Origin of the sequence: Halopseudomonas yangmingensis (assembly GCF_900114825.1) — a bacterium.
In the GTDB taxonomy this organism is placed as follows: Bacteria; Pseudomonadota; Gammaproteobacteria; order Pseudomonadales; family Pseudomonadaceae; genus Halopseudomonas; species Halopseudomonas yangmingensis.
The window spans coordinates 1-16,517 of the sequence record NZ_FOUI01000022.1; the positions used below are offsets into that span (position 1 = coordinate 1).

The 16,517-nt window shown below is 58.9% G+C and carries 16 protein-coding genes and 1 pseudogene; 10 read left to right on the forward strand and 7 right to left on the reverse strand.

Annotated features, from left to right (window positions below; translation table 11 throughout):
- Together BMZ23_RS14085 and BMZ23_RS15215 are read left to right on the forward strand one after the other, a co-directional pair.
- On the forward strand, positions 1-222 hold a 222-nt coding region (locus BMZ23_RS14085), incomplete at its 5' end, for a transposase (protein WP_143069605.1).
- A gap of 129 nt (positions 223-351) precedes the next feature.
- Positions 352-1,839: pseudogene (locus BMZ23_RS15215) on the forward strand (sensor domain-containing protein).
- Between the two features lie 8 nt (positions 1,840-1,847).
- Here BMZ23_RS15215 and BMZ23_RS14100 read toward each other — a convergent pair.
- On the reverse strand, positions 1,848-2,690 hold the full coding sequence (locus BMZ23_RS14100; RefSeq protein WP_093478812.1) for a DUF4344 domain-containing metallopeptidase: 843 nt from the start codon (positions 2,688-2,690) through the stop codon (positions 1,848-1,850).
- 105 nt (positions 2,691-2,795) lie between these two features.
- Here BMZ23_RS14100 and rimO point away from each other — a divergent pair, with 105 nt between their 5' ends.
- The 4 genes from rimO (at position 2,796) to BMZ23_RS14120 (ending at position 6,614) form a co-directional block, all read left to right on the forward strand.
- Positions 2,796-4,115: a 30S ribosomal protein S12 methylthiotransferase RimO gene (gene rimO, locus BMZ23_RS14105; protein WP_093478815.1), complete on the forward strand. Its 1,320-nt coding sequence runs from the start codon at positions 2,796-2,798 to the stop codon at positions 4,113-4,115.
- 110 nt (positions 4,116-4,225) lie between these two features.
- Positions 4,226-4,714, forward strand: coding sequence for an ankyrin repeat domain-containing protein (locus BMZ23_RS14110; RefSeq protein WP_093478818.1), 489 nt, complete (start codon positions 4,226-4,228; stop codon positions 4,712-4,714).
- A 155-nt stretch (positions 4,715-4,869) separates the two neighbouring features.
- Positions 4,870-5,886 (forward strand): DUF2235 domain-containing protein, encoded by a 1,017-nt coding sequence (locus tag BMZ23_RS14115; protein ID WP_093478821.1) that lies wholly within the window; start codon positions 4,870-4,872, stop codon positions 5,884-5,886.
- 41 nt (positions 5,887-5,927) lie between these two features.
- Complete coding sequence (locus tag BMZ23_RS14120) at positions 5,928-6,614, forward strand: spermidine synthase (RefSeq protein WP_093478824.1); 687 nt, start codon at positions 5,928-5,930, stop codon at positions 6,612-6,614.
- Positions 6,615-6,629: 15 nt separating this feature from the next.
- Here BMZ23_RS14120 and BMZ23_RS15000 read toward each other — a convergent pair whose 3' ends face one another.
- From BMZ23_RS15000 to BMZ23_RS14130, 3 genes are read right to left on the reverse strand one after another with little or no spacing between them, the layout of a single operon-like run.
- Complete coding sequence (locus tag BMZ23_RS15000) at positions 6,630-6,803, reverse strand: hypothetical protein (RefSeq protein ID WP_177197297.1); 174 nt, start codon at positions 6,801-6,803, stop codon at positions 6,630-6,632.
- Positions 6,800-9,931 carry an efflux RND transporter permease subunit gene (locus BMZ23_RS14125; RefSeq protein WP_093478827.1) on the reverse strand — a complete coding sequence of 1,044 codons (3,132 nt, stop codon included), beginning with the start codon at positions 9,929-9,931 and terminating at the stop codon, positions 6,800-6,802. Before BMZ23_RS14125 ends, BMZ23_RS15000 begins: the two co-directional genes overlap by 4 nt.
- Positions 9,932-9,957: 26 nt before the next feature.
- Positions 9,958-11,079 carry an efflux RND transporter periplasmic adaptor subunit gene (locus BMZ23_RS14130; RefSeq protein ID WP_093478830.1) on the reverse strand — a complete coding sequence of 374 codons (1,122 nt, stop codon included), beginning with the start codon at positions 11,077-11,079 and terminating at the stop codon, positions 9,958-9,960.
- A 141-nt stretch (positions 11,080-11,220) separates the two neighbouring features.
- Between BMZ23_RS14130 and BMZ23_RS15315 the strand changes: the two genes are divergently transcribed.
- Together BMZ23_RS15315 and BMZ23_RS14140 are read left to right on the forward strand one after the other, a co-directional pair.
- A complete protein-coding gene (locus tag BMZ23_RS15315; RefSeq protein ID WP_093478833.1) occupies positions 11,221-11,853 on the forward strand; it encodes a TetR family transcriptional regulator in 633 nt (210 codons plus the stop codon).
- A gap of 56 nt (positions 11,854-11,909) precedes the next feature.
- Positions 11,910-12,254, forward strand: coding sequence for a YajD family HNH nuclease (locus BMZ23_RS14140; RefSeq protein WP_093478836.1), 345 nt, complete (start codon positions 11,910-11,912; stop codon positions 12,252-12,254).
- 22 nt (positions 12,255-12,276) lie between these two features.
- On the opposite strand, the gene BMZ23_RS14145 is transcribed toward BMZ23_RS14140, so the two are convergent.
- Positions 12,277-13,074: a glycerophosphodiester phosphodiesterase gene (locus BMZ23_RS14145; RefSeq protein ID WP_177197298.1), complete on the reverse strand. Its 798-nt coding sequence runs from the start codon at positions 13,072-13,074 to the stop codon at positions 12,277-12,279.
- A 188-nt stretch (positions 13,075-13,262) separates the two neighbouring features.
- On the opposite strand from BMZ23_RS14145, the gene BMZ23_RS14150 reads away from it, so the two are divergent.
- Positions 13,263-13,943: a nitroreductase gene (locus BMZ23_RS14150; protein WP_093478841.1), complete on the forward strand. Its 681-nt coding sequence runs from the start codon at positions 13,263-13,265 to the stop codon at positions 13,941-13,943.
- A 151-nt stretch (positions 13,944-14,094) separates the two neighbouring features.
- Positions 14,095-15,252 carry a GGDEF domain-containing protein gene (locus BMZ23_RS14155; RefSeq protein ID WP_093478844.1) on the forward strand — a complete coding sequence of 386 codons (1,158 nt, stop codon included), beginning with the start codon at positions 14,095-14,097 and terminating at the stop codon, positions 15,250-15,252.
- Positions 15,253-15,805: 553 nt separating this feature from the next.
- On the opposite strand, the gene BMZ23_RS14160 is transcribed toward BMZ23_RS14155, so the two are convergent.
- The gene (locus BMZ23_RS14160) at positions 15,806-16,240 is read right to left on the reverse strand and encodes a hypothetical protein (RefSeq protein WP_143069608.1); all 435 of its coding nucleotides are present in this window, start codon (positions 16,238-16,240) and stop codon (positions 15,806-15,808) included.
- On the reverse strand, positions 16,240-16,517 hold a 278-nt coding region (locus BMZ23_RS15090), incomplete at its 5' end, for a hypothetical protein (protein WP_218143619.1). The genes BMZ23_RS14160 and BMZ23_RS15090, both read right to left, overlap by 1 nt.

A 16,517-nucleotide genomic window follows, 5' to 3' on the forward strand; every position in this document is an offset into this window, starting at 1 on the left:
CCGGAGAAGCAGATCATGCAACGCATTGAGCACTGCAAGGCGAGCATCCGCGCCAAGGTGGAACACCCGTTCCATGTGATCAAGAATCTGTTTGGCCACCGCAAGGTACGCTACCGGGGCATGGAGAAGAATCAGGCCCAGCTGTTCAGCCTGTTTGCACTGGCCAACCTGGTATTGGCAAAGAGGTGTTATGCAACGACTGATGGGGTTATTGCGTCTTGAACCCCTGTAATAGGGTGAAAATAAGCCGAAATGGCCAGAGTTGAAGGCGATTTGCGGAGCAATGTCGCCGAGAGCAGGTTGGCTGCATCAAAAATACCGTCGATTGGCGCTGGAACCGCGCCAATCTGAATTGATCAGCGATTCCTTAACGGTGTGGATGCCTGTATCTTTATCAAGAATACGGATCTGCGTTACAGCTATGTAAACCAAAAGCTCTGCACCCTTCTGGGGCGGACACAGGACGAGTTGCTGGGATGTGATGACGGCCAGCTATTCGACGACGAAACAGCCGGGCGCTTAAGGTCAATCGACCTGATGGTGCTTGAGCAGGGAGAACGCTTTTCACAGGAAGAACAGGTGACGCTTGCGAAAACAGGCGAACAACTCAGCTTTCTTACCAACAAGCTACCACTGCATGACCCTCAGGGAAATACCTATGCTATTTGCGGAATTTCAGGTAATATCAGTGACTTGAGAAAGATGCAGCATAAAGCACATCAACTGTCTTTTTATGACCCCCTGACCGCTCTGCCCAACCGCCGACTGCTGATAGACCGCCTCAGTCATGCCCTTGATGCCAACCTGCAACATGTGCAGCGCATTGCTGCGCAACTGCTCGATAGCCTGGCTGTCCCTTACAGCTTGCGTGACGGTCGTTGCATATGCAGTGCCAGCATGGGGCTGGTGATGCTTTCTGAGGGCGACGGCACAGCCGAGGAACTGCTCAAGCGCGCTGATCTGGCAATGGTCGATGCTAAAAATCATGAGCGCGGAGGAATACGGTTTTTCAATCCCGACATGCAGGCCGAAGCCAACCGCCGGGCCGCTCTTGAGACTGCCCTGCGTCAGGCTATTCAGACACAGCAGCTGCAGTTGTATCTGCAGCCCCAGGTGAATGCACAGGGTGATATTTGCAGCATGGAGGTCTTGCTGCGCTGGAAACATCCGGATGAAGGATTTATCTCGCCGGCCGAGTTCATTCCGCTGGCTGAAAATTCCGGGCTCATTCTCCCGTTGGGTAACTGGGTGCTGCAGTAGGCCTGTCGTCAGCTTGCCGAGTGGTCACATGGACACCCTCTCGGACATATCAGGCTGGCAGTCAACATAAGCTCACGACAGTTCCGCCATGCACAATTTGTTGAAACCCTGCTTCAGTGCCTCCATGACCATGGCGTTGAGGCCGCGCGTCTGGAACTTGAAATTACTGAAAGCCTTCTGATTGATGATCTGGATAACACCATTCGCCGCCTGCGGGAATTGCGCCAGCATGGTATCAGCGTATCGCTGGACGACTTTGGCACCGGTTACGCCTCGCTCAGCTATCTGAAACGCTTACCGCTGGACCAGGTAAAAATTGACCAGTCCTTTGTGCGTGACCTGCTTGATGACCCCAGCGACGAGGCCATAGTGCGCAGCATTATTGCCCTAGGTGGCAGTATGGAACTCAGCGTTATTGCGGAAGGCGTGGAAACAGGAGCTCAGCATGAAAGGCTTTTGGCTCTTGGCTGTAGCCTTTTTCAAGGCTACCTGTTTGGTCGCCCGGCTCCTGCAGAATACTGGCTGCAACAGGTTCAGGCCCGACAGCCCGCCCTTGCCAGAACACGACCAGAGGCATAACAGAATAATCAGGGGTGACGCGCTGTCCGCTGTTGGCGTAAGTCTGCAAGCTGGCCAAAGAGCTGGCGGTAATGCCCGATCAGCTCGTAGCAAAGCGTCAGCTCGGCATGCAGGTGGTTGTACCAGGCATCAGCTGCGCCGCAACTTGCCAGCTGCAGTTGGACGGGTCTGTGCAGGGCGAAACGGGTCGAGGCACGCTCTGCCACCGATTCCAGAATACCCGACTGACGAATTCGCTCACGCAACTCATGGCCATCCATCAGCTGTACGGGAGGCTCGCCATAGTGCACGCTGATTTTGTGGTGTGCGGCGTGATCAGTAGCAGTAAAGTGCCGGGTCAACCAGTTCACAGCATGCACCACCTGTTGGTATTCCTGGTCGCAATAAAAAGCACGTTCATAGGGCAGACCGGTGACCGTTAAAACCCACTCCATTTGCTCTGGTGCACTACCGTATGCCAGACAGGCGATATTATAAAAACGCTGCTCATCCAGCGAGTGGCTATCCCGCGCCTGGATTGATTCATCCATCTGGCTTGCATGCAGTGATTGCAGGTGCCAGTAGTCGGCGATATCCAGCAGCTTCTGCTGAAAACCTTCACGCTCATGCTCATCATGCAGCAAAAACAGCCCCACCAGCCCCAGCTGGTCAGCGGCATCTTCCTCGCGCCCCAAAACCGGTAGTTGCAATTCATGAATCAGCAAATGCCCCATTTCGTGCAGCAGAGTGAATTCGGCATTGGCGGTAACGAAGCCCAGCTCGTCAGCCTGCAACGCCCAGTCGGGCAGCTCGGCACGGGCGGTACCTGATGTCAGCGATAGCAAAATCAGAGTCCATATTATGGATCGCATCAAATTCTCCCGGTTCGGCGATGGGTAGCACTGGCAGCAGCTTCCGAGCATCGGTAAAATACGCCCCTTTTTTCCGCCCAGGCTCAGGCCACCACGAGGTACCGCATGTCCAACCCCAAAGTCGGATTCATTTCGCTTGGCTGCCCCAAGGCGCTGGTCGACTCCGAGCGTATTCTGACCCAGCTGCGTACCGAAGGCTATGACGTGGTGCCGACCTACGAGGATGCCGACGTGGTGGTGGTCAACACCTGCGGCTTTATCGATGCGGCCAAGGCCGAGTCACTGGACGCGATTGGCGAGGCGATTGCCGAAAACGGCCGGGTGATCGTCACCGGCTGCATGGGCGTGGAAGAAAGCGCGATTCGTGATGTGCACCCCAGCGTGCTGGCGGTAACCGGGCCGCAGCAGTACGAACAGGTAGTGAATGCTGTGCATGAGGTGGTGCCGCCCAAGGCCGACCACAATCCGCTGGTTGATCTGGTGCCGCCGCAGGGCATCAAGCTGACCCCGCGCCACTATGCCTACCTGAAGATATCCGAGGGCTGCAATCACAGCTGCAGCTTCTGCATTATCCCCTCGATGCGCGGCAAGCTGGTCAGCCGTCCGGTGGGTGACGTGCTGGGTGAAGCCGAGCGACTGGTCAAGTCCGGGGTCAAGGAACTGCTGGTGATCTCCCAGGACACCAGCGCCTACGGCGTCGACATCAAGTACCGTACCGGCTTCTGGAATGGCCGTCCGGTGAAGTCACGGCTGACCGAAATGTGTGAGGCCATGGCCGAGCTGGGCGTCTGGGTACGACTGCATTACGTCTACCCCTACCCGCACGTCGATGAACTGATTCCGCTGATGGCCGCCGGCAAGATACTGCCGTACCTGGATATTCCCTTCCAGCATGCCAGCCCCAAGATACTCAAGGCGATGAAACGCCCGGCCTTTGAGGACAAGACCCTTGAGCGGATCAAACGCTGGCGTGAACAATGCCCGGAGCTGACCATCCGCTCGACCTTTATCGTCGGCTTCCCCGGCGAGACCGAAGAGGACTTCCAGTACCTGCTCGACTGGCTGACGGAAGCCCAGCTGGATCGGGTGGGCTGCTTCCAGTATTCACCGGTGGACGGTGCTCCGGCCAACGGCCTGGGTCTGGAGCCGGTGCCGGACGAGATCAAGCAGGCGCGCTGGGACCGCTTTATGGCGCACCAGCAGGCCATCAGCGCTGCCCGCCTGGAGCAGAAGATCGGCAAGACCATTGCTGTGCTGATTGACGAAGTGGATGAGGAAGGCCCGATTGGCCGGAGCATGGCTGACGCCCCGGAAATTGACGGCAATGTCTACATAGACACCGACCAGCCGCTGAACCCTGGAGATATCATCATGGTTCGGGTTACCGACGCCGACGAATACGACCTCTGGGCTGAGCTGGTCTGATACCTGCGACAACCCATCGCACGCCAACGGCGGCCGACTTGATCTGGAACAGGTCGGTTTCCGCGTGGCATTGCTAGACTCCGAGCTAACAGCCTGCCGGAGATTTGCCAATGCCCCTTCGCCTTACCACCAGTTTTTTGCTTGTTACCCTGTTTGCCGGGCATGCGCTTGCCAGCGACGATGAACGCAAGTACATCGACCTGCAACCCGACGATGAACACGCCTGCAACCTGAGCAACGGATTCATCACCAGCCCTACCCTGTCATTGATGACCAGCGCCTTCAAGGACACCAGCCTCGACCAGTTCGCCACTCTGGCCACCATCAGCAAGGTCATCGAAGCCGGCTGCCCGATTGACGAACCTGATGCCGCCGGACTCACCCCCCTGCATGCAGCCATCATGTACGACCTGCCCGAACTGGTGGAGCTGTACCTGAACATGGGCGCAGACCCCAAGGTGCGCATCCAGGCACCGGGCCGGCCGATTGACCAACTGGATGCCTATGCCTTTGCCGAGCTGATGGCCGCAGACAGCAAGGGTGAAACCCGTATCCGCGAGATTATCGCCCTGCTCGCGGCGCACCAGGCTGCGCGCTGACGCCAGCCCGACTGCGGACTGCCCGATTACGGGTAATGCTGCTATAACTGCTGATCAAGGGAACCGATGCCCGTGCGGGCGCCGTGCGGTTCAGATCCGCCACGAGTGCAGGCCACGGCCGCAGTTGTACTCCAGCGCCACACAGGGAGTTCAGCATGAAACGCATCGTCATCTGTGCCGATGGCACCTGGCAGTCCCCGGAGAGTGACAATCCCACCCACATTCTGCGTATCGCCCAGGGCCTGGAGGCCGAGGATGCCCAGGGCAATGCTCAGGTTGTCTATTACGACTGGGGCGTAGGCAGCGAAGGTGACCGCCTCAGTGGCGGCCTGACCGGTAACGGCATCGACAAGAACATCATGGATTGCTACCGGTTTATCGTGCACAACTACGATGACGGTGACCTGATCTATCTGTTTGGCTTCAGTCGCGGGGCCTACACGGTGCGTTCGCTCGGCGGCCTGATCCGCAATTGCGGCATATTGCGGCGTGAGCATGCCGATCAGGTATCCGCCGCCTATGAACTCTACCGGGCCCGCGGCCCGGCCTCCTCGCCCTCGCAGGACAAGGCGCGGCTGTTCCGTCTGCAATATGCGGTGGCCGACATCACCCCGATCGAGTTTATTGGCGTATTCGATACGGTTGGCGCACTGGGGATTCCCGCGCCCTTCCTCGGCACCCTGGGTACCGCCCGTTACCTGTTCCACGATACCGAACCCAGCAGCATCATCCGCCATGCCCGGCATGCGGTAGCCATCGACGAAATGCGTCAGGATTTCGAACCGGCGCTGTGGACCCTGAAACCCGGCATCGACCTCAAGCAGGTATGGTTTGCCGGCGTACACACCGATATTGGTGGTGGCTACGCCGACCATGCCCTGGGCGATCATGCCGGTTTGTGGATGTGCCGCGAGGCCGAAACCTGCGGGCTGCGCTTCGCCACACACCTGTATGCCCAGCTGCAGCCGGATCATCGGGCCGCGCAACACAACGAATACAAGGGCTTCTATCGGGTGATGCGCCGCTCCCAGCCACGTCAGCCGGAACAGGTACTGCACCGCAGCGTGCAACGGCGCTGGCAGGACAATGCCGTCAAATACGACAGCAAGCCGTTGAAACAGCTGCTGAAATCCCACAGCAATGATTGGCAGCGGCTGACCCTGGTGGATTAAGCATCTGGCATACTGGCGCCCTTCCCTTAGCCGAGATGCCCATGAAACGCTTCATCCTGCTCGATACCGCGCCGATTCCCAACAACGGCGGCGCTCTCTGTCTGTTTGAATACGGCGACGACTTCGTCATCAAGCTGGAGGGCGGCAAGGGTGGGCAATTGATGAATACCCGCATGCACGGCTCGGAGGATGCGCTGGCCGAGATCCCCTGCAAGCGGATTGCTGCAAGGACTGGCGCCCGCGTGCTGATTGGCGGTCTGGGCATGGGCTTTACCCTGGCCTCGGCACTCAGGCATCTGGCAGACGATGCCGAGGTGCAGGTGGCGGAACTGGTGCCCGGTGTCATCGAATGGAACCGTGGTCCACTCGGTGCCAAATCCGGTCGCCCGCTGCAGGACCCGCGAGCCAGCGTACTGAATGTCGACGTGATTGAACTGTTGCAGAACCAGCCGAATGCCTATGACGCCATCATGCTCGACGTCGACAACGGTCCTGAGGGCCTTACCCATAGCGCCAATACCCGACTCTACGCGCTGGAGGGGCTTGCCGCCTGTGCCCGCGCCCTGCGCCCGGGTGGCGTGCTGGCGGTCTGGTCAGCCAGTGCCGACCGCCAGTTTTCCCAACGCCTTGCCCAGGTCGGATTCAAGGCCGAGGAAGTGCAGGTTTACGCCCACGGCAACCGCGGCCCCCGGCATACCATCTGGATCTGCCAACTGAAAATCCGCTGAAATCCGCGCCAGTTATCAACTCACCCGCAGCAATATATGACTGAAGATCAGGCTGAGCATGCACAGCGTGCCCAGCCACAGCAGCAGCACGCCGTGTGCATGATTGCGCCGGGCAAAGCCACTGCCAAGCAACAGCAAACCGAGTACAAAGACGCCAAGTGTCGGCCAGAAGTGCGCATGCTCCATCATTGGCCGGCCTCCCCGTCTGCCGGCTTTTCACCAACCCCGAACAGACTGCTGACCAGCACAAAGAACACCGGCACCCAGAAAATCACCAGCACGGTGGCCGCGGCCATGCCACCGAGCAGCCCGGTGCCGATCGAGTGGGCGCTGCCCGCACCGGCACCATTGGCAATCGCTAGCGGCAACACACCCATGCTGAATGCCAGCGAGGTCATGATCACCGGGCGCAGGCGCATGCGGCAGGCTTCCAGGGTTGCCTCGACCAATCCGTGGCCCTGTTGATACAGGCTGCGGGCAAACTCGACGATCAGAATGGCATTACGCGCAGTCAGGCCAATGGTGGTCAGCAGACCGACCTGGAAAAACACGTCATTGGACAGGCCGCGGCCCATGGTCGCAAGGACCGCGCCGATGATACCCAGCGGCACCACCAGCATCACCGCCAACGGGATCGACCAACTTTCATACAGGGCAGCCAGGCAGAGAAACACAATAATCAGCGACAAGGCATAGAGTGCCGGCGCCTGGTTGCCTGACAGTTGCTCCTCAAGCGACAGTCCTGTCCAGCTAAAGCCCACGCCGGGCGGCAGTTGGGCGACCAGTTCCTCGACAGCGGCCATGGCATCACCACTGCTGTAGCCAGGTGCGGCCATGCCCTGGATTTCCATCGCTGGCACCCCGTTGTAGCGGGCCAGTTTTGGTGGTCCATAGACCCACTCACCACGGCTGAAGACACTGAACGGCACCATGTTGCCGTCACGGTTGCGCACAAACCACTTGTCGAAGTCCTCCGGATTCATCCGTGACGCCGCTTCGCCCTGCATGAACACCTTCTTGACCCGTCCGCGGTCGATAAAGTCGTTGACGTAACCGGAGCCCCAGGCGATCGACAGGGTGCTGTTGATATCGCTCAAGCTGACGCCAAGTACCCGGGCCTTTTCGTCATCAATCAGCAATTGGTATTGCGGTTCATCATCCAGCCCGTTGGGGCGCACCGCCATCAGTGCCGGGTGCTGGTTGGCCATCCCGAGGAACTGGTTGCGGGCGTTCATCAGGACCTCGTGGCCAACACCGGCGTTGTCCTGCAGATACAGGTTGAAGCCACCGGCATTACCCAATTCCATTACCGCTGGCGGGGCAAAGGCAAAGGCCTGAGCATCAAGCATCTGCGCCAGACGCGCTCCGGCACGCTGGGCCAGGGCAAATACACTGTGCTCGGCCAGCGGACGTTCTTCCCAGGGCTTCAACGCAATAAAGGCGATACCGGAGTTCTGCCCGCTGCCGGCAAAATTGAAGCCGTTGACGGTAAACACCGAGCTGACCGATTCGCTTTCATCCTCCAGCAGATACCGGCGCAGCTCGTCCAGGCTGTTCTGGGTACGTGTCGCGGTAGCACCCACTGGTGCCTGCACCTGGGCAAACAGCACCCCCTGATCCTCGTCCGGCAGAAACGCCGTGGGCAGACGCATGAACAGCAGCACCATGACCGCCGCTATTGCCAGATACACCAGCAGCGACGGCACCCGGTGCCGCAACATGCCCGCTACCGTCGCCTGATAGCCATTGACACCGCGATTGAAGACACGGTTGAACCAGCCGAAGAAACCGCCCTTGGCGTGATGATGGCCGGCCTCGACCGGCTTCAGCAAGGTGGCGCAAAGTGCCGGCGTGAATATCAGCGCTACCAGCACCGAGAGGGTCATCGCCGAGACGATAGTGATCGAGAATTGCCGATAGATAACCCCGGTGGATCCGGCAAAGAACGCCATTGGCACAAATACCGCCGACAGCACCAGGCCGATACCCACCAGCGCACTCTGGATCTGCCCCATCGACTTGCGCGCCGCCTCCCGCGGCGACAGTCCCTCTTCGCTCATCACCCGTTCGACGTTCTCCACCACCACGATGGCATCGTCAACCAGCAGACCAATAGCCAGCACCATGGCAAACATGGTCAGCACGTTGATACTGAAACCCAGCACAGACATCACGCCGAAGGTGCCGAGAATCACCACCGGAATCGCCAGCGTCGGGATCAGCGTGGCACGCCAGTTCTGCAGGAACAGGAACATCACCAGAAACACCAGTACCACGGCCTCGATCAGCGTGTAGACCACGGTAGTGATCGACGCCGAGACCACCGGGGCAGTTTCGTAGGGATAGAACACATCGACCCCGGCCGGGAAGAACGGCTTCAGCCGGTCGATTGTTTCCTTGACTGCCTTGGCCGTATCCAGCGCGTTGGCGCCGGTTGCCAGTTTCACTGCAATACCGGTGGCCGGCATGCCGTTGTACTGGGCGGTAATGGCGGCGCTCTGCGCACCCAACTCCACTCGTGCCACGTCGCCCAGGCGAACCTGCGAGCCGTCGGCATTGACCTTCAGCAGAATTTCGCGAAACTGTTCCGGGGTTTGCAATCGGGTCTTGCCGATCACGGTGGCGGTCAGTTGCTGTTCGGCCACCGACGGCAACCCTCCCAGCTGGCCTGCGGCCACCTGCACGTTCTGCTCCTGAATAGCCGCGCGTACGTCCACCGGGGTCAGGCTGTAATTGTTCAGTCGCGCCGGATCCAGCCAGATGCGCATGGCATAGGGCGAACCGAATACCTGGAAGTCACCAACCCCCGGGGTACGCGACAACGGATCCTGCAGGTTGGAGGTGACATAGTCGGCCAGGTCAGCATCATCCAGACTGCCGTCGGTGGATACCAGGGCAATCACCATCAGGAAGTTGACCACCGACTTGGTCACCCGAATCCCCTGTTGCTGTACCTCCATGGGTAACAACGGGGTGGCCAGTTGCAGCTTGTTCTGCACCTGAACCTGGGCAATATCCGGGTCAGTGCCCTGTTCGAAGGTCAGGCTGATCTCCATGCTGCCATCGGCATTGCTCGATGAAGACATATAGCGCAGGCCATCGATGCCGTTCATTTGCTGCTCGATCACCTGCACCACGGTGTCCTGCACGGTCTGTGCCGAGGCGCCCGGATAACTGGCGGAGATGCCCACCGCCGGGGCGGCAATGCTCGGATACTGGTTGACCGGCAGGCCAAGCACCGCCATGCCACCGGCCAGCATCACGACCAGGGCAAGTACCCAGGCAAAGATCGGACGGCCAATAAAAAAGTTGGACATGCTGTGTGCCTCTGCGTGGCTATGGGTCAGTGGGTGTTGTCGAGGTTCTGGGCCGGTTGAGTCTCGACCGGGTCACCGGGGCGCACATGCTGCACACCCTCGGTAATCAGTTGATCACCAACATCCAGCCCCTCACTGACCAGCCAACGGTTGCCATCGGTGCGTTCGGCCCTCAACAACCGCTGCTCAACCACACCATCACTGTTCACCACCAGCGCCACCGGCTGTCCGCGCGGATTACGGGTAATGCCCTGCTGTGGCGCCAGAATGGCCTGTTCCTGGCGTCCGGCAACCAGCTGGGCACGCACGAACATACCCGGCAGCAAGAGCCGCTCAGGGTTAGGAAACAGCGCACGCAGGGTCACCGAACCGGTACCCGGATCAACGCTGACCTCACTGAACTCCAGCCGGCCCGTATGTGCATAACGGCTGCCATCTTCCAGTATCAGACTGACTTCGGCGGCCTCGGCATCAACCATCTGCAGGCGACCCTCGGCCATGTCGCTCCGCAGTTGCAGCAACTCGCGTGAGGAGCGCACCACATCCACATAAATCGGATCAATCTGCTGGATGCTGGCCAGTTCGCCCGCCTGGCCACTGGTCACTAGCGCCCCTTCGCTGGCCAGCGAGCGGCCGATACGCCCCTCAATCGGTGCCAGCACTCGGGTGTAGCGCAGCTCAATCTGCGCCTTCTGCAACGCCGCATCGGCCTGCAGGCTGGCCGCTCGCGCCTCGTCGTATTGCTGGCGGCTGATCGCCTGGCGCTTGATCAACTGCTCGTAACGCTCGGCCAGTGAACGGCTTGACAATACCTGGGCTTGGGCATTTTGCAGATTCGCCTGGTAGATCGCCGGATCAATCTGGTACAGCTGCTGGCCGGCTTCCACCTCGCTGCCCTCCTCAAACATACGCTTGAGAATGATGCCGCTAACCTGCGGCCGCACCTCGGCCACCCGGAAAGCCGTGGTGCGGCCAGGCAGTTCGCTGACCTGCTCCCAGGATTCGGATTGCAGGGTGATAATTCCTACCCGCTGTACAGCGGCCTCCACGGGCGCGATTTCCTGCTCTGGCTTGTTGCAACCGGCCATTAGCAGTGCAACGGAGAGAACGGCATACACAGCAATGCAGCGTAAGGATGGCACGGGCATGGGATGACCTCGGTCAGCAGAAACGGCAGAATGACAGACCAGCAATTTACATACATTCCTGAATGTTTGTAAATATTGACTTGTCCCGCGTATCATGCACAAAGTTCAGCTCTAGACAGCCACCGCCCCCCTGGAACCCGCATGGCACGACGTACCAAACAGGAAGCCGAGGAAACCCGCCAACAGATAATCGAGGCGGCGGAACAGTGTTTTCATCAAAAAGGTATAGCACGCACCACGCTGGGTGACGTGGCCCAGGCTGCCGGAGTGACGCGCGGTGCCATCTATTGGCACTTTACCGACAAAAGCGAGCTGCTAGATGTATTGCTGCAGCGCATGACACTGCCACTGGATGAGATTGCCGAAGCTACCCGCAACACCGCCGAACCGGACCCGCTGGGCCGCATGCGTGAACTGCTGGTGCAGATCTTTCGTCGCGTGGAGCTGGATGCCTCCAGCCGGCGCATGCATGAAATCATGTTCCACCGCTGTGAGCTGACCGAAGCCCAGAACGACACCAACCAGCGGCTCCTTCAGCTCTACAACACCCACAGCGAACACACCGAACTGGCGTTGCGCAATGCCTGCGCCAAGGGGCAACTGCCAGCCAGCCTGCACCTGCCTACCGCCACCCTTGCACTCAAGGGGTTTATTGTCGGAGTGATCCACCAGTGGTTGTTGATGCCGGAGCGCAGCAGCCTGGCAGAGAGCGCCGAGGCACTGGCTGACACCGCCCTGGCCATGCTGCAAACGCAGGCCCTGCAACGGAACTGAACCACACTGCCCTCCCGGTGCTAGACTCAGGGCACCCCTTCAGAGCGAGAACCGCGATGAGCAAACACAACACTGCCAGCAGCCGCGAACAGGGTTACCGGGAAAAGGCCCTGAAGATGTACCCATGGATATGCGGCCGCTGTAGCCGCGAGTTCAGCGGCAAGCGGCTCAGCGAACTGACGGTGCATCATCGCGACCATAACCATGACAACAATCCGGAAGATGGCTCCAACTGGGAATTGCTGTGCCTGTATTGCCACGATAACGAACACTCGCGCTATACCGATCAGCAGTACTTCAGCGAATCCTCAACCGCCAGCCCGCGTACCGACAAGGCCACGCACAAGGCCCTGGGCGGGCTGGCGGCATTGCTGGGCAAGACGGAAAATAGCAGCGACTGACAGGCCCTGATAGATCGCCGGATCAGTTGGAGCCGGAACCTTTGACTGGTGCATGCAACGTCAGGATGTGATCGGTAAACACCCAGTCCACCCCGCGATGTACCTCACGATTCAGCACCCGGCTGTTATCCACCAGCCCGGTGCCCACCTGCCGCCCTTCTTCGCGCAGGCGCTGTAGCACCCCGGCCCCGATCAGGGCAAAGGAGCCAGCCACCGCCCCATGGCCTAGCGCCAGATTTTGCTGCAGGATGGATCCGGTATTGGCCTCGGCCACATCGACAAAGGCCGACTTCGGAATATCGCGAAAACCCTCCAGATGATCCGGCACCAGACTCAGCAAATGGTAGTCATCACCCGGCGTCAGCGACTTTAGCCAGGCCGTGATGTGCTGCGGCAGGCTGGCGTGCTCGCGCCATGACTGCTTGACCTCCAGCATCAGGTGCATGCGTCCGGCATTCAGCTGCAACACCTCATCCAGGTGCGGAATCTGTGGAACTGCCGCACGCAGATCAGCAAACCGCGTCTCGGCAATAACAATATCCGGCCGCCGGAACAAGCGACCACAGTGCGCGTCATGATGCACCACCGGCTCGCCATCGCAGGTCAGCTGGATATCCATCTCGGCGCCCCAGACACCCAGTTGCAGGCACAACTCAAAGGCCTCCAGGGTGTTTTCCAGCACCAGGCCGCGAGGCCCCATGCCGTGCGCACCACGGTGTGCGACAAGACCAATCCTGGAGCTGTCAGCAGGCTTGACGCCCTGGGGAGACAGGGACCAGAGACGGTTGGCCAGGGTGTTGAGGTGGTCGGTGATGGGCATGGGCATCTTTCTGGCGGGGCAGTTGCGTTCAGAATAAAGCACCCGCTCAACCGGTGCCATTTCTTCAGAAAACTGATAAGCCGGCATTCAGCGCACAGGTTTTTCTCGATCCTGCTCTGTTCTGCAGTAAGGTGCAGCCTGCATGGCACGCGCCAGCATTTTGCAACCGGGCATTGACGGAGGTCAGGGTGAATTACGATGAGGTGATTTTCGGGCGTCGCAGCATTCGGGCCTTTGAACAGCGGCCAGTGCCGCGCAAGGTGCTTGAGGAGGTCATCGAACTGGCGATTCGCGCGCCCTCCTCAATGAATACCCAGCCCTGGCACCTGCATGTGCTGACCGGCGAACCGCTTGACCGTATCCGTGCGGACAACACTGAGCGCATGCTCAAGGGCGTGCCACCGCAAAAGGAGGTGCGCGGCAGCGACGCCTACGAAGGTCCGCACCGCCAGCGTCAGGTCGAGATTGCGGTGCAGCTGTTCGAAGCCATGGGGATTGCCCGTGATGACAAGGAGAAGCGCCAGGACTGGATTCTGCGTGGCTTCCGCCAGTTCGATGCACCGGTATCCATAGTGGTGACCTACGACCGTATCCTGCAGGATGGCGACATCGCCACCTTCGACTGTGGCGCGCTGGTTAACGGCCTGGTGAATGCCGCCTGGTCACGCGGCCTCGGTTGCGTAGTGAACAGCCAGGGCATCATGCACTCGGCGGTGGTGCGCCAGCATGCCGGCATCCCCGATGACCAGGTAATCATGATCTGCGTGGCCATGGGCTACCCGGATCAGAGTTTCCCGGCCAATGCGGTGGTATCCAGACGTCGTCCGGTGGCCGAGGTGGCGCGCTTTGTCGGCTTTGACAAGGACTGAAATCGCTGCGGCCGCCGTCATCCCGATGCACTGATGTCGACGGCCAGCCCCTTGCCTAAAAGCCGGCCAGCCTATTTACTGACAGCGAGTAAACAACAACCCAGGAAGGGACCTCGTCGATGTCTGTCGTGTTGCCACGGAAGCCCAAGCAATGATCGCCCACTCCCCGACCATATTTGCATCGGTGGCCTGGGTGGCCTTTATCATGGCCTTCTGTCTGCTGGTGGTCGGGCGTTTTGACCAGCGCGACGGTTTGTCGACCGTTGGCGCCGGCCTGCTCGCCTACGCCCTGACCTATGCCTGCTTCATGCAGCATGGCAATGCCCCGCTCTGGCTCACCTACAGCCTGGCCAACACCCTGCTGTCGCTGGCGCTGGCGTTCTACTCCGCCAGCCTCTTTCGCATCAACCAGCGCCCGGTGCCCTGGCGCCTGATCATCTGCGGCCCGATCAGCATGGGCCTGCTGATGGCCCTGCTGCTGGAAACCCGCGAACCGCGCATGCTGGCCGCCTGCGCGGTACTGATAGCCCAGTGTCTGCTGATTATCTGGTGGGCACGCGCCAACCGCATACCCGGTGGCCGCGCCCATTTACTGGTGATGATCGGCGCCGGCGTCAGCGTATTCGGTATCCTGATCCGCGTGGTGGCTATCCTCAGCGGCATGGCCGAGGAAATGCGTTACGACGTCAGCAACCTGCGCCAGACCATTTCCCTGAGCATTGGCACCGTCACCGTGATGATGATCACGCTGGGGCTGGTGCTGATGTCCAAGGAACGCATCGAAGGCATTCTCAAGCATATGGCCCTGCACGATCCGCTGACTGAGCTGCCAAACCGCCGGGCGATCATGGAACAGCTGGAACGCGAGATCGAACGTGCACGGCGCAATCGCAGCATGCTGGCCGTTGCCATCATTGATATCGACTACTTCAAGAAGATCAACGATACCCATGGCCACCTGGCAGGTGACGCCGTACTGCAGCACTGCGCACGCCTGATGAAGGCGCGCCTGCGCCACTCCGACAGTCTTGGACGCTATGGCGGTGAGGAGTTTCTGCTGTTGCTGCCCGACACCAGCACTGAAGGCGCAACCATTGCCCTGGACGATCTGCGCAGCCATATCGCCAGCTCACCCACCCTGTTCGAGGGCCAGCCAATCAATCAGAGTTTCAGTGTCGGCGTCTTTTGTGGCATCCCCGGCAGCCAGGATACCGGCACCAGCTTGCTCGGCCGTGCCGATGCGGCGCTGTATCTGGCCAAGCAGTCCGGGCGCAATCTGTTGCGATTGGCCGAGACATGGGTACCCTAAGAGCTTGAATCCGGTTCTATCAATCATTTAGCTCTGTTGAACCTAATGGCTCTATCGGATCACTCTCCACGCAGTCCTTCCAGCTTGTGAGTTCCCTGCTCAGGATACGGCCATCGGGCATGACCTGACGCATGAAGTATCTGCCGAAACCATCACTGCCTGAAACACCGTACACAGGATCACGTAGATAGTCCAAGCGACCCGGCACACGGAAGAAACTGAATGACAACGACCTGAAAGCTGAGAAAATAAAAGCCAGCATTCGAGCCAAGGTGAAGCATCCCTTCCGGTACATCAAGCAGGTCTTTGCTTACAGAAAAGTTGAATTCTTTAGCGGTTCCTGTCCCATATTTAGTTGACCGGCGACGAACGGCAGCCTGACCCCGCACACCCTACCCCAAATACCCGACTCTGATGCTGAAGCACACACGGGCAGGCTCAGGCTCGTCCTGAAAACCGAACATTCCTGGAAACAGTAGCTCATTAACGCCGACCCTCCGAAGGATCGGCGCGAAACACCCTCCGCTAGCAAAGACCAGTCCGCACGGTCAATTCAAACTGACTTTTCTTTGCATGTGTCTGCCCCTACTGCACTATTAACCGCTAATCGGGTTCTCGAATAATAGGCAGAAATAAAACCAGCCAGAAACGCCAACCCAATGTATTCATTTTCAAGAACCAACCTAAAAAACACTTCACGATCAAGAATCAGCATTGCTATTAAAGACAAGAATATAACGGCCACCATCGCTACAAAAGCACTGATTGCGAAATTGGCTTTAAGTGAGGGTTTAGTCTTTAATTTTTCGGCTCTCATCAGCACCACTGAGTGAAAAACCCCAAAAATAGAAACCAAGCAGATGAACCCGAAAGCTATAGCAATCCTCTCGACCTCGGGATAGTCCTCAGGAGCCCCGCTCACTATTTCATATAAAATACCGGACAAGATTGTTCCAATCAAAAATGAGTACAACAATATTTTCTTCATCATCCCTCACAGCAGCTTTCCCAACTTACATTTGTAAAAGTAGATATACCTGCCCCACCTGAAACTGAAACATCCCATCCGATTTGCCATCCTCCACCTATAGAGTGAGCATCTCCGAGCTGTACCGCCGAATAGCCAAACCCGAACCCAACAAAGGCGTAAGAAGCGCCGACGAATAGTGCCTGAATCACACCGGGTTTTATGGAGGCCATTTCGTTTAAGTCAGGCAGCCATGGCCTGACCGGTGTGTTGCTGGTAGAAGTTTGCCTCAGCTTCT